The organism is Ligilactobacillus faecis (assembly GCF_029889745.1).
Lineage (GTDB): Bacteria > Bacillota > Bacilli > Lactobacillales > Lactobacillaceae > Ligilactobacillus > Ligilactobacillus faecis.
The window spans coordinates 1436374-1461646 of record NZ_CP123639.1 but is presented as its reverse complement, the minus strand read 5'-3'; the positions used below and the strand labels follow the sequence as shown (position 1 = coordinate 1461646).

At 39.6% G+C, this 25273-nt stretch carries 22 protein-coding genes and 2 pseudogenes; 4 read left to right on the top strand and 20 right to left on the bottom strand.

Annotation, left to right across the window (positions count from 1 at the left end; translation table 11 throughout):
* Positions 1-27: 27 nt before the first annotated feature.
* The 6 genes and pseudogenes from murA to QFX10_RS06705 all read right to left on the bottom strand — a co-directional run bounded on the left by murA (position 28) and on the right by QFX10_RS06705 (position 6272).
* Positions 28-1308 (bottom strand): UDP-N-acetylglucosamine 1-carboxyvinyltransferase, encoded by a 1281-nt coding sequence (murA, locus tag QFX10_RS06730; protein ID WP_280605490.1) that lies wholly within the window; start codon positions 1306-1308, stop codon positions 28-30.
* A gap of 266 nt (positions 1309-1574) precedes the next feature.
* A pseudogene (locus QFX10_RS06725) lies at positions 1575-2990 on the bottom strand (IS1182 family transposase).
* A 114-nt stretch (positions 2991-3104) separates the two neighbouring features.
* Complete coding sequence (locus QFX10_RS06720; RefSeq protein ID WP_280605489.1) at positions 3105-3293, bottom strand: LBP_cg2779 family protein; 189 nt, start codon at positions 3291-3293, stop codon at positions 3105-3107.
* Positions 3294-3457: 164 nt separating this feature from the next.
* A complete protein-coding gene (gene pyrG / locus QFX10_RS06715; protein WP_280605488.1) occupies positions 3458-5056 on the bottom strand; it encodes a CTP synthase in 1599 nt (532 codons plus the stop codon).
* Positions 5057-5226: 170 nt separating this feature from the next.
* Positions 5227-5802, bottom strand: coding sequence for a DNA-directed RNA polymerase subunit delta (gene rpoE / locus QFX10_RS06710; RefSeq protein ID WP_280605487.1), 576 nt, complete (start codon positions 5800-5802; stop codon positions 5227-5229).
* A gap of 44 nt (positions 5803-5846) precedes the next feature.
* Positions 5847-6272 carry a YwiB family protein gene (locus QFX10_RS06705; protein ID WP_280605486.1) on the bottom strand — a complete coding sequence of 142 codons (426 nt, stop codon included), beginning with the start codon at positions 6270-6272 and terminating at the stop codon, positions 5847-5849.
* A 111-nt stretch (positions 6273-6383) separates the two neighbouring features.
* Here QFX10_RS06705 and QFX10_RS06700 point away from each other — a divergent pair, with 111 nt between their 5' ends.
* A complete protein-coding gene (locus QFX10_RS06700) occupies positions 6384-7694 on the top strand; it encodes an HD domain-containing protein (RefSeq protein ID WP_280605485.1) in 1311 nt (436 codons plus the stop codon).
* A gap of 37 nt (positions 7695-7731) precedes the next feature.
* Here QFX10_RS06700 and QFX10_RS06695 read toward each other — a convergent pair whose 3' ends face one another.
* The 4 genes from QFX10_RS06695 to QFX10_RS06680 all read right to left on the bottom strand — a co-directional run bounded on the left by QFX10_RS06695 (position 7732) and on the right by QFX10_RS06680 (position 11105).
* Entirely contained in the window at positions 7732-8103 is a 372-nt protein-coding gene (locus QFX10_RS06695; RefSeq protein WP_280607248.1) for a DUF3899 domain-containing protein, read from the bottom strand.
* A 5-nt stretch (positions 8104-8108) separates the two neighbouring features.
* Positions 8109-9161 (bottom strand): hypothetical protein, encoded by a 1053-nt coding sequence (locus QFX10_RS06690; RefSeq protein ID WP_280605484.1) that lies wholly within the window; start codon positions 9159-9161, stop codon positions 8109-8111.
* A 74-nt stretch (positions 9162-9235) separates the two neighbouring features.
* Positions 9236-10003 (bottom strand): YibE/F family protein, encoded by a 768-nt coding sequence (locus QFX10_RS06685; protein WP_280605483.1) that lies wholly within the window; start codon positions 10001-10003, stop codon positions 9236-9238.
* Positions 9990-11105: a YibE/F family protein gene (locus tag QFX10_RS06680; RefSeq protein ID WP_280605482.1), complete on the bottom strand. Its 1116-nt coding sequence runs from the start codon at positions 11103-11105 to the stop codon at positions 9990-9992. Before QFX10_RS06680 ends, QFX10_RS06685 begins: the two co-directional genes overlap by 14 nt.
* Positions 11106-11267: 162 nt before the next feature.
* Here QFX10_RS06680 and QFX10_RS06675 point away from each other — a divergent pair, with 162 nt between their 5' ends.
* Complete coding sequence (locus QFX10_RS06675) at positions 11268-12230, top strand: biotin--[acetyl-CoA-carboxylase] ligase (RefSeq protein WP_280605481.1); 963 nt, start codon at positions 11268-11270, stop codon at positions 12228-12230.
* 34 nt (positions 12231-12264) lie between these two features.
* On the opposite strand, the gene QFX10_RS06670 is transcribed toward QFX10_RS06675, so the two are convergent.
* Together QFX10_RS06670 and QFX10_RS06665 are read right to left on the bottom strand one after the other, a co-directional pair.
* Positions 12265-13887, bottom strand: coding sequence for an ABC-F family ATP-binding cassette domain-containing protein (locus tag QFX10_RS06670; protein WP_280605480.1), 1623 nt, complete (start codon positions 13885-13887; stop codon positions 12265-12267).
* A 71-nt stretch (positions 13888-13958) separates the two neighbouring features.
* A complete protein-coding gene (locus QFX10_RS06665) occupies positions 13959-14603 on the bottom strand; it encodes a YczE/YyaS/YitT family protein (protein WP_280607247.1) in 645 nt (214 codons plus the stop codon).
* A 158-nt stretch (positions 14604-14761) separates the two neighbouring features.
* Here QFX10_RS06665 and QFX10_RS06660 point away from each other — a divergent pair, with 158 nt between their 5' ends.
* Positions 14762-14986, top strand: coding sequence for a hypothetical protein (locus QFX10_RS06660; protein ID WP_280605479.1), 225 nt, complete (start codon positions 14762-14764; stop codon positions 14984-14986).
* A 44-nt stretch (positions 14987-15030) separates the two neighbouring features.
* Here QFX10_RS06660 and QFX10_RS06655 read toward each other — a convergent pair whose 3' ends face one another.
* From QFX10_RS06655 to purR, 3 genes are all read right to left on the bottom strand, one after another.
* Positions 15031-16005: a ribose-phosphate diphosphokinase gene (locus QFX10_RS06655; RefSeq protein WP_280605478.1), complete on the bottom strand. Its 975-nt coding sequence runs from the start codon at positions 16003-16005 to the stop codon at positions 15031-15033.
* A gap of 85 nt (positions 16006-16090) precedes the next feature.
* Positions 16091-17497: a bifunctional UDP-N-acetylglucosamine diphosphorylase/glucosamine-1-phosphate N-acetyltransferase GlmU gene (glmU, locus tag QFX10_RS06650; RefSeq protein ID WP_280605477.1), complete on the bottom strand. Its 1407-nt coding sequence runs from the start codon at positions 17495-17497 to the stop codon at positions 16091-16093.
* A 133-nt stretch (positions 17498-17630) separates the two neighbouring features.
* On the bottom strand, positions 17631-18464 hold the full coding sequence (gene purR / locus QFX10_RS06645; protein WP_280605476.1) for a pur operon repressor: 834 nt from the start codon (positions 18462-18464) through the stop codon (positions 17631-17633).
* Between the two features lie 440 nt (positions 18465-18904).
* Between purR and ispE the strand changes: the two genes are divergently transcribed.
* The gene (gene ispE, locus QFX10_RS06640; RefSeq protein ID WP_280605475.1) at positions 18905-19765 is read left to right on the top strand and encodes a 4-(cytidine 5'-diphospho)-2-C-methyl-D-erythritol kinase; all 861 of its coding nucleotides are present in this window, start codon (positions 18905-18907) and stop codon (positions 19763-19765) included.
* Positions 19766-19798: 33 nt separating this feature from the next.
* On the opposite strand, the gene QFX10_RS06635 is transcribed toward ispE, so the two are convergent.
* The 5 genes and pseudogenes from QFX10_RS06635 to lpdA form a co-directional block, all read right to left on the bottom strand.
* Positions 19799-20671 carry an alpha/beta hydrolase gene (locus QFX10_RS06635; protein WP_280605474.1) on the bottom strand — a complete coding sequence of 291 codons (873 nt, stop codon included), beginning with the start codon at positions 20669-20671 and terminating at the stop codon, positions 19799-19801.
* A gap of 265 nt (positions 20672-20936) precedes the next feature.
* Complete coding sequence (locus tag QFX10_RS06630; RefSeq protein ID WP_280605473.1) at positions 20937-22091, bottom strand: RNA-guided endonuclease InsQ/TnpB family protein; 1155 nt, start codon at positions 22089-22091, stop codon at positions 20937-20939.
* Positions 22033-22702 (bottom strand): annotated as a pseudogene (locus tag QFX10_RS06625) (IS607 family transposase). The gene QFX10_RS06630 and the pseudogene QFX10_RS06625 overlap by 59 nt, the downstream one beginning before the upstream one ends.
* Positions 22703-22824: 122 nt before the next feature.
* Entirely contained in the window at positions 22825-23844 is a 1020-nt protein-coding gene (gene lplA / locus QFX10_RS06620) for a lipoate--protein ligase (protein ID WP_280605472.1), read from the bottom strand.
* A 19-nt stretch (positions 23845-23863) separates the two neighbouring features.
* Positions 23864-25270 (bottom strand): dihydrolipoyl dehydrogenase, encoded by a 1407-nt coding sequence (gene lpdA / locus QFX10_RS06615; protein WP_280605471.1) that lies wholly within the window; start codon positions 25268-25270, stop codon positions 23864-23866.
* Positions 25271-25273 lie beyond the last annotated feature (3 nt).

Here is a 25273-nt window from a genome sequence, read left to right as displayed (position 1 = left end):
TCTTAATTGGCAAAGCTAGCTCTTTTCTTAAAAAACTAATTCATCACTTTCCGTAATAACTTTTAAGTCGACCGAAAGTCCACGGAATTTTTCAACGATCCGATCATACCCCCGTAAAATATTGTCTGCTTTTGTGATCGTTGTCGTTCCTTCAGCCATCAAAGCAAGCCCCAGTAAGGAGACCCCTGCACGGATCTCCCCTGCTTCAACAGTTGTCCCTACTAATTGCTGAGCATGTCCAACCGTGATCACACCATCTTTACTTGCGATCTTGGCCCCCATCTTTTGCATTTCTGGGATATGTTTTGTTCTTTCTGGATATAAAGTATCGATGATCGTCGAGCTTCCTTTTGCTTTCATCAAAAGCGGAGTCAATGGTTGTTGTAGATCTGTTGCCAGTCCTGGGAAAGGCGCAGTTTTTACACTAACTGGTGCTAAAAGATCCCCCCCAGGAACATAGATCTTATCTTCATCGATCTCAAGTGTCACGCCCATTTCTTGCATTTTAGCAATAAACGGATCTAAGTGTTCTGTGATCACGTTTTTAACGAGCACACCATTTCCATTTGCGGCTGCAAACGACAAATATGTGCCAGCTTCGATCCGATCTGGGATGATCGTATGCACATTTTGCGCACGTAGTGAGTCAACACCTTGGACTCGGATCACATCTGTCCCAGCTCCTCTGATCTTAGCACCCATATTATTTAAAAAAGTAGCTAGATCAACGATCTCTGGTTCACGAGCTACGTTTTCCATGATCGTTGTCCCTTTAGCTTTAACAGCAGCTAAGAGCACATTGATCGTCGCCCCGACTGAAACGAGGTCAAAAAAGATCCTAGCTCCTTGGAGTCCTTCTGGTCCTGTTGTGATATAAACCGTATCATTTTTTTCAACGACTTTAGCCCCAAGTGCCTTAAACCCTTTGATATGTTGGTCGATCGGGCGAGGGCCGATATTATCTCCACCAGGAAAACCAACAACAGCTTCACCAAATTTACCTAATAAAGCTCCCATAAAATAATAAGAAGCACGTAAACTTCTGATCGCCCCGCCTGGTAAAGGAGTGGATTCGATCTTTGTTGGGTCAACGGTCAATTTTCCTCGATTATAAAATGAATCAACGTGCATCGATTTTAAAATGAGCATCAAATTATGCACATCTAAAATATCTGGTACAGAATCAAATTCGACTGGAGTATCTGCCAAGATCGAAGCAGGGATCAATGCTACCGTACTATTTTTAGCTCCACCGATCGTGACCTCACCGGCTAGTTTTTGTGATCCCTTGACAATCATCTTTTTCATTTTTCTAAAAATCCTCACTAATTATTAATTACATACTTTCGAATCACCATCGAGTAAACGCGCTTTTATGTAAAAAGTAAATAAAGCGCCATACTGAATTTTACAGTATAAAATGCAATGTTTCAATAATGAGTAGGTGTTTTTACCCCTAAGATTTTCTTAGTTTTATCAATTATGATCTTTATCTAAGTTAGAAAAGCAAATTTTAGATATATTTAGTAAAAAAAGCTACGAGCACACTCGCAGCTTCAGAACGTAGACAAACTCTATTCAAATCGGATAGAGTTTGTTTTTTTATGTATTTTTATAACTATATACTTTGAAATATACGAATATAACAGGGTTTTTCCCCAGTATTTTTACCAATTTTTTTAGATTTAGGCACGCAAATATCAACCCAACTTTAGCTAGAATTTTATCAATTCCTACTTCTCGGGCGTATCTCAAGTTGTGATATTCTTTTGCCGAACCAAAATTTCTTTCGATCGTCTCCTTTCGCGCTTCATACTTTAATTTTGAGCCAGTTTGATGCCTGATATCCTCACATTTTTCCATACTATCTTGCCAAACATGACGAGCGATAACTCTTTGATGATTTTTACTTTGTGTACATTTGTGCAGTAAAGGACATTTTTCACAGATTGTAGGATCACTTTTATATTCACGATAACCACTTCGATTAGTTGTGGAGTACATTAAGATTTGATCGCCAGGACATAAATAACAATCATAATATTCATCATAAACAAAATCTTTGGGTCTAAGCGTACCAACTTTGCCCCTTGGGCGTTTATAAGGAAGAATGGGAATTATGCCTTGAGATAGTAAAAAGTGTGCGATCGTGGGTGTTTTATAGCCAGAATCAGCGATAATATATTGTGGGTCGTACTTCCGTACTTTTTCAAATATTTCAGGAAAAAGTTGCGTATCATGGATATTTCCCGCACCGACCACATAAGCTAAGAGCCACCCATTTTTATCACAGGCAGCTTGAACGTTATAGGCAAAAACCTGTTTGTGTTCACCCTTATGAAACCATCCACTATCAGGATCAGTTTTAGATATTTTTACTTGTCTAGTTTTTTTTTAGGTTTTTCTTCTTTTAAGGGTTTCTTTTGATGTTTAGCTCTATCTACATTTATTTCTTTTTCGAGATCTTCACTCATAAATTTTGACTTAGTTTCAATAACTTCAGTAGTATATTTACGGCTGTTAGCAGCAGCTTTCAAATGAGTTCCATCAATAAAGATATCAGTTGTGTCGATAAGATCATTTTCTAAACAGAGTTTCAAAATATGAGCAAAAATAGCTTCTATTACATGGCTTTCAGCAAATCTTCTTTTATAATTTTTACCGTAGGTAGAGAAATGAGGAACAGGATCATTTAAACCTAGTCCTAGAAACCATCGATAAGCGACATTAACTTGAATTTCTTTGATCGTTTGACGCATAGAACGAATACCAAATAGATTTTGGATCAAAGGAATCTTTATGAGTAGTACAGGGTCAAGACTAGGACGACCATTATTTTTACAATAGGAATCTTCGACAAGATCATAAATAAAAGAGAAATCAATAATTTGATCAATTTTACGGAGTAAATGATCTTTTGGGACCAAATCATCTAGAGAAGTACGAGCATATTCACAGCGTTTGAGATTGGGATCACTTTTGTGAAGCATAATGAGCACCTCCGTAACCGTTTTCTTTAATTATACAAAAAAAAGTCACCAGAGCACATACTCTGATGACTTAGTCTACATTCTGAAGCTACGAGCACACTCGCAGCTTTTTTACTAAATATCCATGATCTGGGCCAATTCTTGTACTTCACTAGCTGTTGCCTCAAGTGGCAATGACTTTAGATCGTGTAAACGTTCGACCGAAATATGGGTCATCAATGAAAGCTCATTATCTGTCAGACCCTTAGCTTCCTCAAAAGCAATGATCGCTTCAGCTAGCGGGGTCAATTCTTGTTTTTCCAATTTTTCCGCCCCCAATTTAGTCTACCGACTAAAATTTTGTTTACACCCTTATTATCGCACTCTGACTTAAGAAATCAATATCCATCAAAAAACATATGCACAAAATCACCTCTACAGCACTAAAAGGACTGATCTATTCTAGTCAGCCCTTTTAATATTAATAATTATGCGTTAGCTGCTGCTTTGATAAATTCGGCAAATAACCCTTCTGGACGTTGTGGCCGCGATAAAAATTCTGGATGGTATTGCGCTGCCACAAAGAATTTATTTTCTGGGATCTCAACAACTTCAACTAAGTGGTTATTTGGAGATGTCCCAGCAAAAACTAAGCCGTGTTCTGACATAATATCACGGTATTTATTGTTGAATTCATAACGGTGACGATGACGTTGTTGGATCACATCTTGGTTACCGTAAGCTTTAGCTGTCTTTGTACCTGGCTTTAATTTGCATGGGTAAAGTCCTAAACGTTGCGTACCCCCCATATCTTGCACATCTGCTTGGTCAGCCATCAAATCGATGATATTGTTCTTGCAGTTTGGATCGACTTCAGCTGTATTGCTATCTTCTAAACCACAAACATCACGTGCAAATTCAATACATGCCATTTGCATCCCTAAACAGATCCCTAGGAATGGCACATCATTTTCACGAGCATAACGGATCGATTGGATCATCCCTTCAAGCCCACGATCACCAAAACCACCTGGAACGATGATCCCATCGTAGCCAGCTAATTTTTCAGCCACATTTTTTGCATCGATCTTCTCTGAATCTAAGTAATCGATCTTGATCTTAGCATCGATCGCATAGCCAGCATGCCGTAAAGCTTCGTTTACTGAGATATAAGCATCCGGTAATTGAACATACTTACCAACAAGTGCGATCTTGACTTCACCTGATAAGTTGCGCACTTTATCTGCCAAAGCGCTCCAGTCTGTCATATCAGCTTCTGGTGTTTCTAAATGTAATTTTTGACATACAATATCATCCATGTGTTGAGCTTGCAAGTTCAATGGGATCTGATAAAGTGTATCGACATCCATTGATTCGATCACTGCTTCAGGTTCAACATCACAGAAATTAGCGATCTTGTCGCGCATACTTTGTGAGATCGGTTTTTCAGTCCGAACGACTAAAATATTTGGTTGGATCCCTAGACCACGCAACTCTTTAACACTATGTTGCGTTGGTTTCGTCTTCATTTCTCCAGCAGCGTTCAAATATGGAACTAAAGTCGTATGGATATAAACAACATTTTCACTTCCGACTTCAGAACGCATTTGACGTAAAGCTTCTAAGAAAGGCAAGGATTCGATATCCCCAACAGTTCCACCAACTTCAGTGATCACAACATCAGCATCTGTGATCGTCCCTGCACGCATGATCTTTTCTTTGATCATATTTGTGATATGTGGAATAACTTGAACAGTTGCACCTAAGTAATCACCACGACGTTCTTTTTTCAAAACTTCAGAGTAGATCTTACCGGTTGTAACGTTAGAGTACTTGTTCAAGTTGATATCGATGAAGCGTTCATAGTGACCGAGATCAAGATCTGTTTCTGTACCATCGTCAGTTACAAAGACTTCCCCATGTTGATATGGGCTCATTGTTCCTGGATCGACGTTGATATATGGGTCGAATTTTTGGATCGTAACTTTCAATCCACGATTTTTTAATAAACGGCCTAAGGAAGCTGCTACGATCCCTTTACCTAGAGATGAAACTACGCCACCTGTAACAAAAATATACTTGGTCATTAAAAATGCTCCTTTGTTTAAATTATTCGGGTAGAACTAACAAAAATAACAAGCTCCCTATTCTCACACTAGAATAGGGAGCTTGTCTTGCCGTACATCTGACTTCACATATCACGTGAAGCGCCCATATCAAATTCTACATAAATCACTGTAAAACGTCAAGGGGTAAATTATTCATTTTCTAAGTCGTCGTCAGATAACTCTGTCAACTGACCTTCGATACCGTCAGGAAGATCGTCTTCTGCATCCTCTGGATCATCAATATCACTTAAATCAGTGCTATATGCTTTTAATTCGTGATCTTCTTCATCATCGTCTTCATCATCATATTCATCATCAAGGTCGACGTCTTCTGGATCATCATCGTTATAGTCAATGACATCATCATCGTCAGCCGCATCTGCCAAGAAAGCATTGACTTTCTTGCGTTTTTTACGTGGACGACTTTCTTCTTCTTCATCTTCAGAGTGAACGAGCGCTTCGTCGATCGATTCAAATGGATACCATGAACGCAAGCCCCAAAGATTATCGCCTAAAGAGATAAAACTACCATCGACGTTTAGGTCCGTATAAAATTGTGGCAAACGATCACGGATCTCTTGGTCACTTTTGCCAAGGTATTCTTGGATCGCATTTGTTAGATCGGCAAATGCCATCACATCACCATGTTGATCCAAGATCGCATGTGCGACTTCGACCATTGATAATTCATCTCTATCAGCGTCTTTGAATTTTTCTAGCTCCAAACTGGTACACGTCCTTTCCACAGTCTATTCTTCATCTTACAATATTAAGCTTTGAATTGCAATCGTAATTTATATTTCCCGAGTATTTCTTGACCATTTGAAAGTTCATAAGTTGCTTTGAGCTGACCCGTTTTTTCATCCACACGCTTGAATGTATATTCCAAACAATTCACTTCTAAATAAAGCGCGCCATATTGTGTCTGATAGCGCGTTGTTGTTAGTTGGCCTGGTCGTAGATCTAAACTAGAGCTCAAAGCGCGTTCTCTTCTTGTCAAAAGTAGTTGCTCATCTTTTATTTTAAATGTCGTCTTGATACTCTGTCCTTCAAGTTCTTCTTCGTAACGCAAATAAAGTGTCTCGCCTTTTTGAAATAATTCACCCTTTGTTTCTAAGTCATATTCCTCGACGTCGTTTGCTTGCGTTTGGATCGTTTTTAAAGTGATCGTTACTTCTTGTGCTTTTACTACCATCTTTGATCCACCTTTTTAAATTTTAACTTTGACTTCCTTACTTCATGCTATACTAAAAGTAATCAACTAAAGCAAGGAGGCTTTATCATCGCAACAAATTATACACCAAAAATGCTTCCAAGGGAAAAAGTGCTCCGTGATCCGATCCACGACTATATCTATATCCAGCATGAAGTTATTTTAGACTTGATAAATACTAAAGAATTTCAACGTTTGCGTCGGATAAAACAACTTGGGACGACAAATTTGACTTTTCACGGAGCCGAACACTCACGATTTACACATTCAGTCGGTGTTTATGAGATCACACGCCGGATCTGCGATCTTTTTTTACGCAATTATCCAACTAAACAGGTCGGGGATGGCTTGTGGGATGATTCAGAACGTCTAGTTGTTCTTTGTGCTGCTCTTTTACATGACGTTGGTCACGGAGCATACTCCCATACCTTTGAACATATTTTTAAGACTGATCATGAAAAGATGACACGTCAGATCATTACTTCTGAAACGACAGAGATCAATGCTGTTTTACAAAAAGTTGCACCTGAGTTTCCTGAGAAAGTCGCAAGTGTCATTGAAAAAACTTATCCTGATCCGCGCGTCGTTCAGATGATCTCCAGTCAAGTCGACGCTGACCGAATGGATTATCTTCTCCGCGACTCGTATTTTACAGGTACTGATTATGGGACTTTTGATCTAACGCGGATCTTACGCGTGATGCGCCCATATTCTGGGGGGATAACATTTGATTATAGCGGGATGCACGCAGTCGAAGACTATATCATCAGCCGCTTGCAAATGTATCAACAAGTTTATTTTCACCCTGTTTCCCGCTCTTTTGAAGTGATCTTAGCTCATCTTTTAAAACGCGCTAAAGATCTCTACCAACAGCAAAAATTACCTGTCAATTTTGCTTCGCGCCTTTTAGCTCCCTTTTTTGAGGGTGATTTTGATCTCAAAGCTTATCTTGCTTTAGATGACGGCACATTAAATGCTTGCTTTGCCCTCTGGCGCACATGTGAAGATCCGATCTTACGCGACCTAGTGATACGTTTTTTAGATCGCAAACCTTTAAAATCTGTCCGCGTTCCAGCCGATAAAAAAGAGTTACTGCCAACTCTAGAAGAGCTCGTCACCCAAGCCGGTTACGATGCGACTTACTATACGGCTACAAATGACAGTTACAATTTACCATATGCTTTATATGATTCAAAAGCAAAGATCCTTTTAAGTCTACAAAATGGCGAGTTGACTGAATTATCTGAAAACTCCGAACTCGTTCGTGCAGTTACAGATAAAGAACTTGGTGACGAACGTTTCTTTTTTCCAAAACAAATGCTTTCACCAGATGAACAAAAAGATCTATTTGAACCCGTTTATCAAGAATTTTCGCAACATATCAAAAATGATAAGATCATTTAAAAAAGAGCTCGAGGATCTCTCCTCAAGCTCTTTTTTGCTACACTGTGATCAAGATCGCGATCACGATCAAACCACACCCTAAAACTAAGCAATTTACGCCAAGTTTTTCAAAGTGGATCGGTGCATTCTTCTTTTCTGAAGCAACACGTTTGATATCGATCTTTCGTTTGGCAAATTCCTCATCGCTTTCACCCTTACGTTGTTTTTGGAACCAGCCAGCCATCAACCCTGCATGTAACAAAATATCGACCATCATAATACAGAGCAAAACTAAGCCACTCATAAATAAAACATCTGACACTAAAACATGAAAACCACTTAAGCGGGCAAAGATCCCACTGATCAAAGCTAAACCTAAGATCAAAAGATCTCCCTTTAACCAAAGTCGTTCTTTAAACGTTTCTTTCACTTTTTTCAATTCACCTTTTCATATTGACCTGAGATCTCATTTAATTTCTCAGCCACTTTAGTATCGACATTGAACCGATACATTCCTTTTAAGTTTGAGACTTGTGGCTGACTTGAACTCGTATGCCGGATCTCGATCTGATATAATCCTGCCCCTAGATCTTGTACATAATACTGATCACCAACTTCTTGAGGGATCGTTGTTGCACTTCTAAAGGCACTCAAAACATCTTGATTTGACATTTTGGCTGACATCGAAGAGACAACTTCGTTTGGCGCATTTGTCAATTCACTTCCTGTCTCTTTCTTATATTCAGCACCTAAGATCTTTGAGTTTCGTGCATTAGTGTAGCCACTTGTTTCAACAGTTGTACTTGCCCCACTCATACTTTGTTCAGTTTGGCCTGAAGTCGTTTTAAAGTCGCCCTCTGTTTTAGCTGGAGTTTGCTCTTGACTAGAGACAGCTACTTGACTACTTGCCTGAGCAGCTGCGATCTTTGTCTCATATTCTGCTACCTCTTCTTGCAATAAAGCAACAGCCTGATAGCGACTAGATAATGAATCAAGAGCTTGTAAACTCCCACCAGCTGCCGCATAATTTCCCGCAGCGTAGTAGTTCTTTACTTCATCACTATAATGATCTGCCAATTTGACAGTTTGATATTCCTTTTGTACCGCTTTGATCTGCGTCACTAATGCCGTCGGTGCTGTGATCTTTTCTAACTTAGCTAAATTATTCTGTGCTTTTTCCAGATCATTAGTCGTCACAGCTTTTTTGGCAGATAATAAGTAACCTAGCTCTTTATACAAAGTCCTAACTTTGTGAGGAGCTTTTTTTAGTTGCTTGATCTGACCTAATTCTTCGTAAGCTTGCTTATTTTCACCTGACTCTAAATACGATAGCGCATTTTGATAGTGTTCTTCGATCTTTTGATCAGCTTTTTTAGTTGTTGCTTCTTTGGTAGTTAACGCGGAATCGTTACTATGACTACAACCACCAAGGCTCAAAAGACATATGAGCGCAATAAAACTGGTCAAAAATATTTTTCTTATCTTCATGATCATCACCTAACATCTTTTTTGCTTTTAAGGATAAGTTGATCTTTATATTTGAATTATACCATTTTTAAGATCTAATTATCGATCTTTCGTTGGCTTTGATCGAGCTTTTTGCCGACCAGATATGTCGTGATCCAGATCACTAAAATAACTGCAAGTGCCGAATACAAAACAGCCAAGCATTCTTTGACAAAGATCTTTGAGTTCAAATAATAACCAAGCCCTGCTTCAAGTTTATATAGCAAGATAAACAGTGCCAGATCGCTCCCAAACATTCCAAAAAAGAGTGTATTAAATGTCATTCCCATGATCTGAAAGCCGATCGTTTTGCCACTTTTAAAGATCTGGGCCACTGTGATCTGAGGATCATTTTCGATCAGTTCGTTTAGACCACTCGCAACCGCGATCGAAGCTTCAGCGGTTGCCCCTAAAGTGCTGAGCAAAGTCGTTGCGATCAAGATCTCTTCAAAATTTGCACCTATCAAAAGGTCAAACGCTTCGATCGCTTCAGACTGTTCGTTAGCAAAGCCTTTGATCTGGGCAAAATGGTCTAGCGGGATCACAAATAACAACAGTAAGACTAAGACGATCAAGGTCGCTTTAAAAGCAATATTAGCTGTTTTTTCATCTTTAGTTCCCATATAGATCGTCGTCGCTAAGATACAGATCCCGGCAAAAAAGGCGACCCAAACCGCTGGTAAGCCACCAGTGATCAAGATCACAACTAAAAATAAGATCAAAAAATTCAAGATCACACTAAAATAAGCTGCGATCCCCTCTTTACCTCCAACTAAGAGCATCAAAACAAATAAGATCAAAGCTAGTAAACTAATCGCTGACATGTTCTTTGCCCCCTAAACTCAAACTATATGCACTTAAGAAACTCGCAACCGGGATCGTTAAGACGATCCCGATCCCACTGATCAAAGCTTGAACAACGCCAAGGGCCATCGTCCATTCAAATGTATAGGCAATACTATTACCAGTCTTGAAATATACAACGCTAAGTGCGATCGTTTCAGCAAAAAAGATCAATAACAAAACATTGATCAAAGGTCCCATGATCGAACGTCCCACAGCGCGTCCAGATAAAAAGAGCTGTTTTTTAGATGTCTTAGGTTGGCTTTTTTTCATTTCAAAAAGTGTCGCAACGATATCAGTCGCTGCATCCATCACGGCCCCCAATGATCCGATCACAGTCGCAGCCAAAAAGAGTTGCTTAGGTGACTGCGTCGCATAATCCAAAGCTTCGTAATGGATCCCGTGGCTTTTAGTCAAATAAAGCGTCACACATCCGATCACTAAAGCTAAAGTCGTACTCAAAATGATCGCACTAAATGTGATCAAACACTGGCGGTTCAATCCGATCACTAATGTTAAGGAAAGTGCTGTAAAGATCACCGCAAAAACGACAAAGATCCAAAAGAAGTTCGTCAAATTCAAACGAACATCTAATTCAACAGCTAGCAAAAATAAGACAAAGTTGAGTACAACGCTCAGCAAGGTTTTGATCCCTTGAAACTGCATCGTCAAGTACAGTAAAAAGATCACAAGAAAACTCAACATAAATAGGTAAATGTCGCGTTTATAATCGGCGATACTAGCGTCGAGTTCACCTTTTCTTTCATGAATATCTAAAAAAACTTGTTGGCCAACACGATATTTTTGATCGAGCGCACCTGAGTTTGAATATGTATTCGTAACTTGAAGCTTGCGTCCTTTATATTTGCTGTTTAGGATCTCAAAAGTCAATTTTTGGCGCGTCACTTGATCAGTATTATTATAGACATCGGTTGTTTTTTCAGTACTTTCAGTTTTGACTGCCGTCACTTTTCCAAGTGGTCGCTGATATAAAAAAGCATCATTTTGAATAAAAATAAAAAGGAATACCCCACTCACAAGAAAACCTAGTAACGTCAGCCATGTTTTTTTACTGATCCGCATCTCTTATCACTTCCTAGATCTAAAATTCTAAGTTCTACTTCATAATCATAACACATGCTTCAAAATAACAAGCAAAAAGAAAAACTATCTTTTTAGCTAAAATTGTACTCTGACAGCAAATAACGTAAGATAAGATTAGCTCAACTGAAAGGAATTTTAAATATGAAAAATACAGACCAGATCTTGACCTTACTTTCACAGCACGAAAACTACTTTTCAGGCCAAGAGCTCGCCAAACGTCTAAACATCTCACGCACTGCTGTTTGGAAAGCTGTCAAATCTTTACAAGAGCAAGGACATATGATCGAAAGCCGCCCACATCAAGGCTATCGTTATCTTGATAGCAACACGTTAAACAGTGCTCGGATCAAATATTATCTTGCTCCCCAGATTGATCTTGATCTTTTGCTCTTTGACAGTTTGCCTTCAACGAATTTAAAAGCTAAAGAACTCAGTTTAACGACTAACAAAAGACCACTCGTCGTACTTGCCGATCAGCAAACCGCAGGCTATGGCCGCTATCGGCGTCAATTTATTTCACCTAAAGGGACTGGGATCTACTTGAGTTTGCTTTTAGATAACTCACGCCTAGATTTTGATCCTGGCCTTTTAACAACAGCTACCGCAGTCGCTTTGACGCGCACGCTCGAACAACTCTTTGAGCTATCTCCACAGATCAAATGGGTCAATGATATCATCGTTTCCGACAAGAAAGTTTGTGGGATCTTAACGGAAGGGATCACAGATCTAGAGACTCGCAGTTTGAACCAAGTAGTCGTCGGGTGTGGGATCAATTTTTTGACTGATCCTAAAACTTTCCCTTCAGAATTACAACAACGGGCTGGATCGTTGCGGTCTTACGTCTTACAAACTGAACTCTCACGTAATCGATTTATCGCTACATTTTTGAACAACTTTTTTAGCCTTTACGCTGATTACTATACAGGGTCTTTTATGGCAGAATATAAAGCTCATAGCAATGTGATCGGGCATCACGTCACGATCACACAAGGGCAAAAAGAATTTAGCGCTTTTGTCAGCGATATCAATACCAAAGGCGAACTCGTCTTACAAGACGGGACATGTCTAGCATCTGGCGAAGTCACCAAGATCAGACCTAAATAAAAAAGATCCAGCAAGCAAAGCTGGATCTTTTTAGTTAGTAAAGTTCTTTTACTTGAGCCTGAACTGTCTCGTGTTGTAAAAATTCATCGTATGTCGTTTCCGCCCGATCAACGATCCCTTTATCGGAAACTTCAATGATATGATCAGCGATCGTTTGAATAAACTGATGATCATGTGACGTAAAGATCAAAGAACCCTTAAAATCGATCAAGGCATCGTTTAAAGCTGTGATCGATTCAAGATCTAAGTGGTTCGTAGGATCGTCTAGAAGCAAGACGTTTCCTTGTTCGAGCATCATCTTTGAGAGCATACACCGAACTTTCTCACCACCAGACAGAACTTTGATCTGTTTTTGGATATCATCGCCAGAAAAGAGCATCTTACCTAAGAAACCACGCAAGAAAGTATTATCATTTTGTTCTTTATTAGCGTATTGGCGTAACCAATCTAAGATCGATAATTCGTCGTTATTGAAGTTGCCATCTAAGTCACGTGGCATATAACTTGGGATCGCCGTTTGCCCCCAAGTCACACTGCCTGTATCTGGCTCTAATTTGCCGGCTAAGATCTGCATCAAAGTCGTTGTCGCTAAGTCGTTTCGCGAGACAAGCGCTGCTTTTTCGCCAGGTCGGATCATAAAACTGACGTTATCTAAGATCTTGATGCCGTCGATCGTTTTAGAGACGTTTTCAACACGGACTAGATCGTTTCCAAGTTCACGTTGCATCTCAAATTTAACAAACGGATATTTCCGAGATGATGGTTTGATGTCGTCTAATGTGATCTTTTCTAATTGTTTTTTCCGTGAAGTCGCTTGCTTTGATTTAGAGGCATTAGCCGAGAAACGCGCGATAAAATCTTGTAATTCTTTGATCTTTTCTTCTTTTTTTGCATTCGCATCGGCTTGAAGTTTCGCTGCTAATTGGCTTGATTCAAGCCAGAAATCATAATTTCCAACATAAAGTTTGATCTTACCAAAGTCAACATCACACATTTCTGTACATACTTGATTCAAGAAGTGCCGGTCGTGCGAAACGACGATCACGATCTTAGGATAATCAGCTAAAAAGTCTTCTAACCAGCTGATAGTCTGAACATCTAGACCGTTTGTCGGTTCGTCTAAAAGTAAAATATCGGGCTCTCCAAAAAGCGCTTGCGCCAGTAAAACTTTGACTTTTTCACTTTCAGCTAGCTCACTCATCTTTTGGGTGTGCATACTTTCTTTGATCCCTAAAGATTGTAAAAGTTGGGAAGCATCTGCTTCAGCATTCCAGCCGTCTAATTCAGCAAAACGTGCTTCCAACTCAGCTGCTTTTAACCCATCTTCTTCAGTAAAATCAGCTTTAGCATAAAGGGCGTCTTTTTCTTTCATGATCGCATAGAGTTCTTCGTAACCTTGGATCACGGTCTCTAAAACTTCAAATTCTTCAAATCCAAAGTGATTTTGGTTCAAACTTGAGATCCGTTCATTAGGTCCAGTCGTGATCGTTCCAGTCGTTGGGGCTAATTTACCTTCAAGTAATTTTAAAAAAGTTGATTTACCTGCGCCATTAGCTCCGATCACCCCATAACAGTTTCCTGGGGTAAATTTTAAATTGACATCATCATATAACAAACGGCCTGAAAAGTTTAAACTTACATCGCTTACTGTGATCAATGATCGTTCCTCACATTCTTTTAGTCTAGTCCACTAAATGTATCATATTCTCTTACTATTGCGCAACAGCATTACAGTTTTTCGTCAAGTTTTTGGTGTTTTAATTTAGAAAAGGCATATTTATCAAAAAAGCCAACTAGTGTCCCTTGAAACAATAAAGCAAATAAAGTTCCAATGTTGATCGCATAGATCTGATGTGTCACCAAAACTGAGATCAAGATCGCAACGATCGGGGGACTAAAGACGACTAATTGTGCTAAAGTCGCGTTCCCTTTAAAATATTTAAAACGAATGATCTGCATCAGATCATCGACTGGATGGAGCATCCAATTGACTCTTTGATATAGCGAAATTGCTAAAGCGATCAAAATGACTCCAAAACAATCTAAAACAACTTGGAGTATCAGCGGTAAAGTCGTGATCCCAAGCTTAACTAACCAATTTTCAAATGCGCCGACTAACCACGCAAACGGTACCATAAAGATCAAATTGCCTAAAATGCGTTTTATTTCAAAACGTCTTAAAATGAATGTATTCGTCAAGATCACAAGTGCGCCTGAAATAAATAACATCACACTCAAAGTGATCGGAAAGACATTGGATAGGTTGACCGCTGCAGCTGTCCATAAAGCACTACCTAAATTGATCGCGACAGTCAACGCATTACCTAAACTATTTAAAAAGATCGACAAACTAAAATAACCTAATAACGCCATTGTCGTTGGTGTTTTTTCTTCCACTATATTCACCTCTACATCTTAAAAAGCATAAGCTAGATGTAAAAGCTTGTCAATCAGTTCGAAAGTTTCGCCACGCTTATCGATCAGTGCTAAAATAAGGCTATATGAGGATAGATAGAAAGGATAGATATCTGATGAGTGAGAATTTTTTCTTTAATCCTGGCGATTCGATCGCTAGTGAATACGATTTTGACAGTGCCTATGTGGCAGCTCAGATCTACCGTAAAAAGATCGAGCGCCCGATCTTGATCACCCGCGAAAAGGATGGCAAACCATACTTTGTTTTTGATGAAGCTGCTGCTTTAGCTGAAGAAAAAGCTGAAGCTAAACGTTTTGAAGTCGTTCATCGTTTACAGTGATAAAAACATCTAAAAAAGCCTCGCATTTTGAGCGAGGCTTTCTTTTAGTTACGCCGGAAGCGCGTCGTAAATAACGGACTGACCGGTTTGTTTTCGTGAATACGTTTGATCGCATCACCGATAAGTGGTCCAACTGAAACTTGAACTAACTTATCGATCTGCTTTTCTTCCGGAAGTTGGATAGAGTCTGTTACAACTAACTGTTTGATCGGAGATTTTTCGATCCGTTCGATCGCAGGACCAGATAAAACTGGATGAGTAGCTGAAGCGTAAACTTCGATCGCACCAGCATCCATCAAAGCTTGCGCAGCTAACGTGATCGTTCCAGCCGTATCGATCATATCATCGATCAAAATACAACGTTTACCATCAACTGAACCGATAATGTTCATGATCTCAGCAACATTAGCACGTGGACGGCGCTTATCGATGATCGCGATCGGTGCTTTTAAGAATTCAGCTAATTTGCGTGCACGTGTCACACCACCATGATCAGGCGAAACAACAACTGCATCTTTGTCCAAACCTTGAGTTAAGAAGTAATCTGCCAATAAAGGTGCGCCCATCAAGTGATCGACTGGAATATCGAAGAAACCTTGGATCTGCGCAGCATGCAGATCTAACATGATCGCACGATCTGCTCCAGCTTTTTCAACCATATCAGCAACTAATTTAGCTGTGATCGGTTCACGTGAACGGGCTTTGCGATCTTGGCGTGCATAACCATAATATGGGATCACGACATTGATCGTTTCGGCACTTGCACGCCGTAACGCATCGATCATGATCAAAAGTTCCATCAAATTATCGTTGACCGGAGCAGAAGTCGATTGGACGATAAAGATCTCGTCCCCACGGATCGATTCTTCGATGTTGATCCGGATCTCACCATCGCTAAAGCGGTCGACCGAGGTTTTTCCTAATGGTACACCAACAGAAGCAGCAATTTTTTCAGCCAAAGGCTTATTAGAGTTCAAAGCAAAGATCTTGATCTTTGAACTATTATAGTGTTCAGACATAGTATCCTCCAAAAACAAATTTATCTAATTATAATATATTCATTTGAACAGCTAAAATCAAGCAGTTTCATGATTTTTTGCGTTTTTATGACTTATTTTTTTCTTCTGTTTCAGCGGCTGCTTTAGCAACTGGGTAACGATCATAGTAACCTTCTTTGTTGACTTGGCGTCCCCGCGCGATCGCCATCGCACGCGAAGCTACGTCTTCTGTGATCGTTGAACCAGCAGCTACGTAAGCATGGTCTGCGATCTCAACTGGAGCAATAATGTTTGAACCACTACCGATAAAAGAATAATCTCCAACTGTCGTATGGTGTTTATTTTGACCATCATAGTTTACAAAAACAGTTCCGCAACCTACATTGATCTCTTGTCCAAGCGTAGCATCACCAACATAAGTCAGATGCCCAACTTTAGTATTTTTACCGATCTGTGCTTTTTTGACTTCAACAAAATTACCAATATGCACACCCTCACCGATCTGTGCTTCTGGGCGCAAGTGACTATATGGTCCAATATTTGAATTCTTGGCCATTTGCGCCTTTTCAAGGTAAGAAGCTTTAACTGTGATCCCATCTGCTAAGAGTGCATCGTTTAGTTGTGAATGAGCCCCGATCACACAATCACTACCGATCACTGTGTTTCCTTTCAAAACTACTCCAGGTTCAATGACAGTATCTTGTCCGATCACAACATCGACATCAATGTAAGTTGCCTTTGGATCAACTAATGTCACACCATTTCGCATGTGTTTTTCATTGATCCGTCGTTGCATGATCTCAGTTGCTTTCGCTAAAGCGACGCGATCATTAACACCCATTGACTCTTCAAAATCGTCCATACAGTACGCACTGACGACTTCCCCGGCATTCTTTAAGATCTCGATCACATCTGGCAAATAGTATTCACCTTGAGCATTATCATTTGTCACTTCATGTAGCGCCTTAAAAAGAGCTTGATTGTCAAAACAATAGACCCCAGTATTGATCTCGTTGATCGCTTGTTCTTGTGGAGTTGCATCCTTTTGTTCAACGATCTTTTCGACTTCATCGTGGCTGTCACGAACGACCCGACCATAACCAAAAGGAGCATCTGTTTTAGCCGTCAAAACAGTCGCTTTCGCACCAGTTTGTTCATGATGTTCAAAAAGTTTAGCAAAGGTCTCAGCCGTAAAGAGTGGCGTATCACCACACGTGATCAAAGTCATCCCCTCTTTATCACCTAGGATATCTTCAGCTTGTAAAACTGCATGACCTGTTCCGAGCTGTTCAGCCTGTAAAGCATATTTAGTCCGTGTTCCTAACGTTTCTTGAACTTTATCAGCTCCGTGACCGATGATCGTCACGATCTCATCTAAGTTATCTTGTTCAAGTTGTGTCAAAACGTGATCGACCATCGCCTTTCCACAAACTGGGTGTAATACTTTATATAATTTAGACTTCATTCTAGTCCCTTGGCCAGCAGCCAAGATGATCGCATATTTTGCTGTCATTTTGAGATCTTGCCTCCCAAACGGTCGGCATTCCTTTCTTTCATATCTTATAACACTATTCATGATACCCCAGCAGTTAGCTTCTTTCAAGCTAGCTAAACTAAAAAGCCACGGTCTCCCGTAGCTTTAATTATTAATTTTTATCAAAGACTTTTTCTAAGTAATTTCCAGGACTAACTTTGATCGTCTTATCGATCGTATTGACTTGATCGACTTTCAAAAGTGAAGTATAATCTTCGACCATTCGTTGTCCGTCAAAAGATCCTTCAGCAAAAACTGTGATCCCAACTAATTCAGATTCAAACTCTTCGATCATTGATCTCATCCCGTTGACGGTACCGCCACCTTTCATGAAATCATCGACAACAAGAACGTGTGAGCCTCGCTTTAAACTCCTTTTTGATAATTCCATCTTTTCGATCCGCTCACTTGATCCAGAAACGTAATTCACTGAGACTGTCGAACCTTCAGTGATCTTTGAATCACGCCGCACGATCACAAAGGGAACATTCAAATAGCTCGAAACACTTTGTGCGATCGGCACACCTTTCGTAGCAACAGTCATCACTGCATCGATCTTTTTATCGATATATTGGCGAGCGATCACGCGTCCAACTTTACGTAAAACGTCAGGACGTCCTAATAGATCGGAAAGATAGACATAACCTCCTGGCAAGAGACGATCTTGTTCTGAAAGTTCTGTCGTCATCTCTGCGATAAATTCACGCGCCTCATGCTCTGAGATCGAAGGGATAAAGCGCGCGCCCCCAGCTGCTCCAGGGATCGTTTCTAAAATACCGATCCCGCGTAGTTTGAAAGTGCGCTTGATGATCGCTAGATCTTCACTGATCGAAGATTTAGCTGATTCATAGCGGTCGGCAAAAAAAGTTAAGGAGATCAATGTATGGGGCGATTCTAAGAGATATCTTGTCATATCGATCAGGCGATCACTTCTTCTTGTCTTCAAATTTAAGTCCACTGCTATATCAAAAATATAGCTTTTCCTTTCTTAATTTTATTTACTATGAATTATGCAAACTAGACTAGTTTTTTCTAACCTATTTGAGATCAGTACAATATTTTGATCACAAAATTTAGTTACATTATACGGTATTGATCAGCTTTTTCCTAGATATTTAACTCATTTTAAAACAAATAGTTCGCAATTTACTATCGATAAAGAAATTTTAAAAAAATATATCTGGGATCTAGAGCTAACAAGTTAACGTTCGGTTCTGAAACAAACTATTATAGATTATCACTGACAGTCGATCACGTCAACCGTTTTTTCCCTACTCTCGTACTGATAACGGCATTTTCTTAGCTAACTATGGTTCACCCTTTTAAAATATGGTCTAGTTAAGTATAATTAAACTAAATAACTGTAATGATAGACAGGTGAATCAAATGGAGATATCGGAAAAAGCTCCGGCTAAACTAAACTTCAGCTTAGATACCCCATTTCGTCATCAAAACGGCGAGCAAGAATGGAAGATGGTCATGATCGCAGTTGACCTCGCAGATTATGTGCATATCAAAACTTCCAAAAAGCTCAAAGAGATCACTGTAAAAACAGACTCTGGTTTTTTACCGATCGATCAACGAAATCTAGCTTACCAAGCGGCTAAAAAACTCAAAGAACGCTATCAGATCGACGCAGGGGTCGAGATCGTCATCGATAAAAAGATCCCTGTCGCTGCTGGAATGGGCGGTGGCTCTTCAGATGCGGCCGCCGTTTTACGCGGCCTGAATACTCTCTGGAATCTTGGACTCTCCAAAGCTCAACTGGCAAAGATCGGTCTTGAGATCGACTCTGACGTTCCTTTTTGTGTCTATAGTGAGCCCGCTCTAGTTACTGGAAAAGGTGAAGTCGTTACTCCGATCGGAGCTTTGCCCCCACTTAAACTGATCATCGCTAAGCCCCGCGATAGTGTTTCGACTCCAAGTATTTTGCGCCGCATCGATTATAACGCGATCGAGCATCAGGATGTTGAAGGTGTTGTTGAGGCGATCAAACAAAAAGATTATTCTCAGATGATCGAAAAAATGGGTAATGCGCTTGAACCGATCACAGCTGATCGTCACCCCGAGATCTTAAAGATCAAACAAAAAATGCTCACTTTTGGTTGTGATGTGGCACAAATGAGTGGTAGTGGACCAACTGTCTTTGGGATCTGTCAAAAAGCATCCCGCGCACAACATGTCTACAATAGTTTGCGGGGTTTTTGTAAAGAAGTTTATATCGTTAGCCCTTATAGTATGAGCTAATAAAATAGAGCCTACTTTACGTAAGCTCTATTTTTATTGTTGTTCTTTCAATGCGATCGTTTTTTTGTTCCATAAGATCTTATCCATCGTATCTAAGACACGTACATTTTGATGCAATCCAGTATGGTCGACCCCTTGATATACAGCCTGGTAGTATTTAGACCATGCTGGTCGCAGTAATTTTTGCAAAAATTTTGATTGGACGTTTGGTACTGAACCATCAGTCTTTTCTCCAGCGACAGCCCCCATCAAATTATAAAAAGTAATATTGCTTTGGGGGGCAAATCTTTTAAATTTTTTAACTAGCTGTTTATAATTTTCATCGTTTGAGCCTTGTTTTTGAGCTTGACGATAACTGATATTCTCATCAAAACTTTCGTCGATCGGTGTCCCTAATAAGATCACTTTCGGATAAGCTACTTGTTTTTGAAGTATTTTTGAATCAGCAACAGCATGAACAAATGCACTTCCACCCCAAGAATGAGCGATGATGTTGAGCTTATCAACATGGTAACGCTCATGTAAAAGTGTGATCGTTTTTTTGAGCCACTTCGTTTGTGGCACGTAATCTTTAGTGTAGTTCCAATCAAAGATCAGTTGGATCAAAGCATTCTTTTTATGAGCCACAGTTCCTTTAACTTTGACTTTTCCAGTTGGTGAAACGTGGATCGTCATTGTTTTTTGAGCAATATTTTCAGCTTGATAATGCTTGATCAACTTGCTATACGTCCAGCCATTTCCGCCCCACCCCGGGATCAAGAGCGTTGGAACATCATTATACGCAATATTTGATCGCAATTCATTTGGACGTAATGCTTGTCCTTTAGTACCTCGTAAGAAAAAAAGCTGTAAGCCTAAGCCTAAAACGATGAGAAAGATCCCCAAAGCAAAGAGCAATTTTTTCAAACTCTGACCTTCTTTCCCGCTTTTCTGTGAATTAATTATAGTCTTTTTTAGGCGATTTTCAACTTACAGACTCATTTTCTGCTATATAAAATTTGAACAAATGCAATCAAACGTGTCGAATGATTACATTTGAGAAAGAAATATAGCTTTTCCTTTCCTAATTTTATTTACTACCGTCAACGCTAGTATTCCCATATCCTAACTAGAGGGTAATGACATTGACTAGCTCTGATAGCTTTAGGGTGTAGCCCGCCCCGTTATCTTTTTAATTTAATAAAGCTAAAAGATTAGCTACTGCATTTTCATCTCGATCCATGATCGCATCACATTCATAACAAATATATTCGTTATGCTTAGTTCTGTGCTTTTCATTACCATTGAGACCGACTTTATCTTCACCTGTCTTAACGAAGCCACACTTAGAACAACGTTGCGTGCTTGGATAATATTTATCAGCCAAAACTACTTTTTTACCATACCAGTTGCACTTATAAGTTAATGCTTGTCTAAAGTAGCCAAATAATGAACGGTGAAGCCCTTTAGAGGCAACATGTGTCATTTGCATTTTCTTGACATCTAGATCTTCTATTATGATCTGATCGTAATTAGTGACTAACTCAGTGGTAAATTTTTGGATGATGTCATGTTGAATGTTAGCTACTTTACGATAATCACGTTGTAACTTGGCTCTCGTTTTAACGTAATTACTCGTTTTGTTAGCTTTTGTACCATTAACCACACGTTTTTTAGCTAATTTTCTTTGATAATACTTGATACGTTTATAAAGTCGTTTCAAATTATCGGGCAAAGTATTGGTCTTACCGTCTGTGTAGTTTAGATGTCCGACATTGACGTCAACGGCTGAGTTCTTACCCGTCTTGATCTTCTTTTTTATCTTGATCTCAAAAGGCAAACTCGCCCAATATTTACCATTTTCACGGTAAATTGAAACAACTTTTAATTCACCTTCTAAGTTCTTAGCGCCTTTGAATCTAATATCATACCAAATTTTGATCCCTCGAGGTTTGTCTAAGCGTAATTTCCCATTGATGATCTTAGCCCGATCCGTTTTAAAACCTTGTCTAGGAGCTTTCTTAGACTTAAATTTGGGCTTGCCCCAATCTGGTTGTGCCTTATCAAAGAAATTTTTCCAAGCCTTACCTAGATCAGAGATCGCTAATTGTAAACAACGAGCTGATAACAAATATTGCCAATCTTCTTTATTGGTTACTAATTCATCACGAACTTTACGTTCACTAGGTCTAAGCAACTTGTCGTCTAAAATCAACGAGCTATCGTATATATCATTCCATAAAGCTAAACCTTGATTCCAACAATATCTGCGATAATCACACAAATCATCAATCACCTTTTTCATGGTCTTGTTTGGATAAAGCCTTACTTTTTGAACTCGAATCATTATTTTCGCCCGCTTTCAAAGACTTGTCATTTTTTAATTTACTTTTATATTTACGTAAACCATATAAGCGACAAGAAAATCCATGTACAATGCTTATCATATCGTCGATCATTTCTTGAGTAGGACTAGTTTCAATGTTATTTAACACTACAATTTCCGTATTGTGCATCTTACATAATCTTTCAAACCATTCATAACCAAAGCGGATAAATCTATCTTTATAGGTAATAAAGATCGCATCGACTTGATTATCCATTACTTCTTTTAGTAATCGATTCCATTTTTTACGGTTATAATCAAGCCCGCTGCCAATATCAGTAAATGTTTCATCAAGAATAATGCCTTTTCCATTAGCATATTGTCTAATAAAAGCAATTTGATTTTTTAAATCATCTTTCTGCCCATATGTTGAGACTCTAGCATAAGCAACATTCTTACGATCATTATTGGTTGATCGACCGATGTATTTTAAGTATTGTTCTTCTGTGTAATATCTTCGATTAGTGGGAGTACGATAAGCTTTTAAAATCCCATTATTATCCCAGCGTTGTAGGGGTCAGAACAGTAACGCCCAATCTTTCAGCCATTTCTTTTGGTTTTAATATCGCCATAATATCTACCTCACATTTTATCTTTCTTGTAGATATTATATCGCACTTGATTATATTTTAATTAACAGTTATTTTCTCCCAAAAATATCGGATCAGCTAAAGCCCGATCCGATATTTTTCTTTTAAGTTTGAACTGTCAGCAGTTCTCTGACTTGTTTTTGATCTATTCCTGCAAAATAGTGCTCCAAGTCGAACGTTGCTAATGCTGCTTGAAGCGCTTTAGGGGTATATTTACATCCGACTAAAGCTTGCTCAACATCACTCACGTCACCCTTTCCAAAGAAGTCACCGTAGATCTTACAAAAAGTTATCTTCCCATGTTCGATGAAATAGCGTGCATCGAGTGTTCCGCCAGTGAAACGTTTCCGTTTTTGGACGGTAAATTTAGGCGAGCGTCCGTAGACCCAATCCCAATTTTTGTAAAGTTCTTGTTCAAGCTGTTTGATCGCAGCTTGATCAGCTTCATCTAAATGATATTCAAAGGCTTGAGCTTCTTTAAGCGAAGCTACGCCCCAAATATGTTTGATCAATTCATCTCGAAAAGCATATGTGTCTAACTCTTGATATTTAGGTGCTAAATAAGGTTTGATATTTGTCACCCGTGAACGCACTGACTTGATCCCCTTTGATTCGATCTTATCTTTTGGCACTTTAAGTGCATTTGTGACCGCTTCAGTATCAACATCAAACATCAACGTTCCATGTGAAAAAGTCTTATCTCCTTTAGTGTACATCGCATTACCAGAAAATTTCTTTCCTTCGATCACGATGTCATTTCGCCCTGTCACTTTGGCACCAGTCGCTCCCATCGCATGAAGAGCTTTAACGACTGGGTTGACTAAAGTTTTAAAGTCACCAAATTTTTGATCTTTGGCAGAAACGACAAAACTAAAACATAAGTTTCCTAGATCTTGATACATCGCGCCACCACCAGATAACCGCCTAGTAATTGTGATCTGGTGCTCCTCACAGTACTTTTGATCGATCTCTTCTAACGTATTTTGGTTGCGACCCACGATGATACATGGTCTTTCGATATAAAACAACATAAACGGCGCCTCTAACTTGCCACTTTTCATCAAATATTGTTCTGTTGCTAAATTTGTTCTGATATCGTCAGACGGCATTACAACATATTGCATCCTTTTCCCACCGTCCATTTTAAATATTTGTCGGAAACCCCAAGGCAACGTCAGCCGCATCCATCACAGCTTCGCCTAAAGATGGATGTGGGTGGATCGTCAAGGCGATATCTTCTGTCGTTGCACCCATTTCGATCGCAAGTGTCAATTCGCTGATCAGGTCACTTGCATGAGCCCCAACGATCTGCGCTCCTAGTAAGACATTTGTTTTATTTTCAAATACTAGACGTACAAAACCATCTGTTTTCCCCATCGAGATCGCCCGTCCATTGGCTGCAAATGGAAATTGAGCTTTTTTCGCATCAAATCCTTCTGCTTTGGCTTCAGCTAAAGTCAGACCTGTCGTTGCGATCGAAGTATCTGTATAACAAACAGCTGGCATCGCACGATAGTCAACGATCGTTTTCATCCCAGAGATCGCTTCAGCTGCAACTTTACCTTCATAACTAGCTTTATGTGCTAAAGCATAACCAGCGACGACATCGCCGATCGCATAAATATGTGAGACATTGGTCCGACATTGTTTATCAACTGGGATCAGACCACGTTCATCTAATTTTACTCCTGCTTGTTCTAAGCCCATCTCACTTGTATTGGGGCGACGTCCGACTGAAACGATCACATAGTCAGCAGTCACTTCATGCACTTTACCTTCGATCTCAAACGTGACTTTGACTTCGTCGTCTGTTTGCTCAGCTTTTTTCGCTAGAGCATTGGTATAAATATCGACACCTTGCTTGCTAAAATGATGTTCAACGACTTTCACGAGATCTTTTTCATAGTTAGCTAAGATCATCGGTCCACCTTCTAAGATCGTTACGTGTGAACCTAAGTTAGCATAGGCTGAGGCTAATTCAGAACCAATATATCCCCCACCAACAACGACTAATTCTTTCGGCACTTCTCTTAGATCAAGGGCCCCAGTCGAGTCTAACACGCGACCTTTGAATTTAAAATTCTTGATCTCGATCGGGTGGCTCCCAGTAGCAACGATCAAGTTATTGAAACTATACGTTTGCGCATGTCCTTCTTTATCGATCACCCGTAGGCTATGATCATCTTTCAAGAAAGCATCACCCCAAACAACATCGATCTGATGTTTTTTAAAGAGCGTAGCTACGCCTCCAGTCAATTTTGAAACAACACTATTTTTCCATTCGATCGTCTTATTGAAATCAAGTTTAGCAGCTGTTACTTGTAACCCCATCTCTTGTGAATGCATCGCATGTTGATAGTGGTGTGCCGCTTCGATCAAAGCCTTAGAAGGGATACAACCAACATTCAAACAAACGCCCCCGATAAATTCGCGTTCAACGACCGTTACTTTTTGTCCTAATTCGGCTGCATGGACCGCAGCGACATAGCCCCCTGGACCAGCGCCAACAACAACTGTATCTAATTCGATCGCAAAATCTCCCACTACCATCTG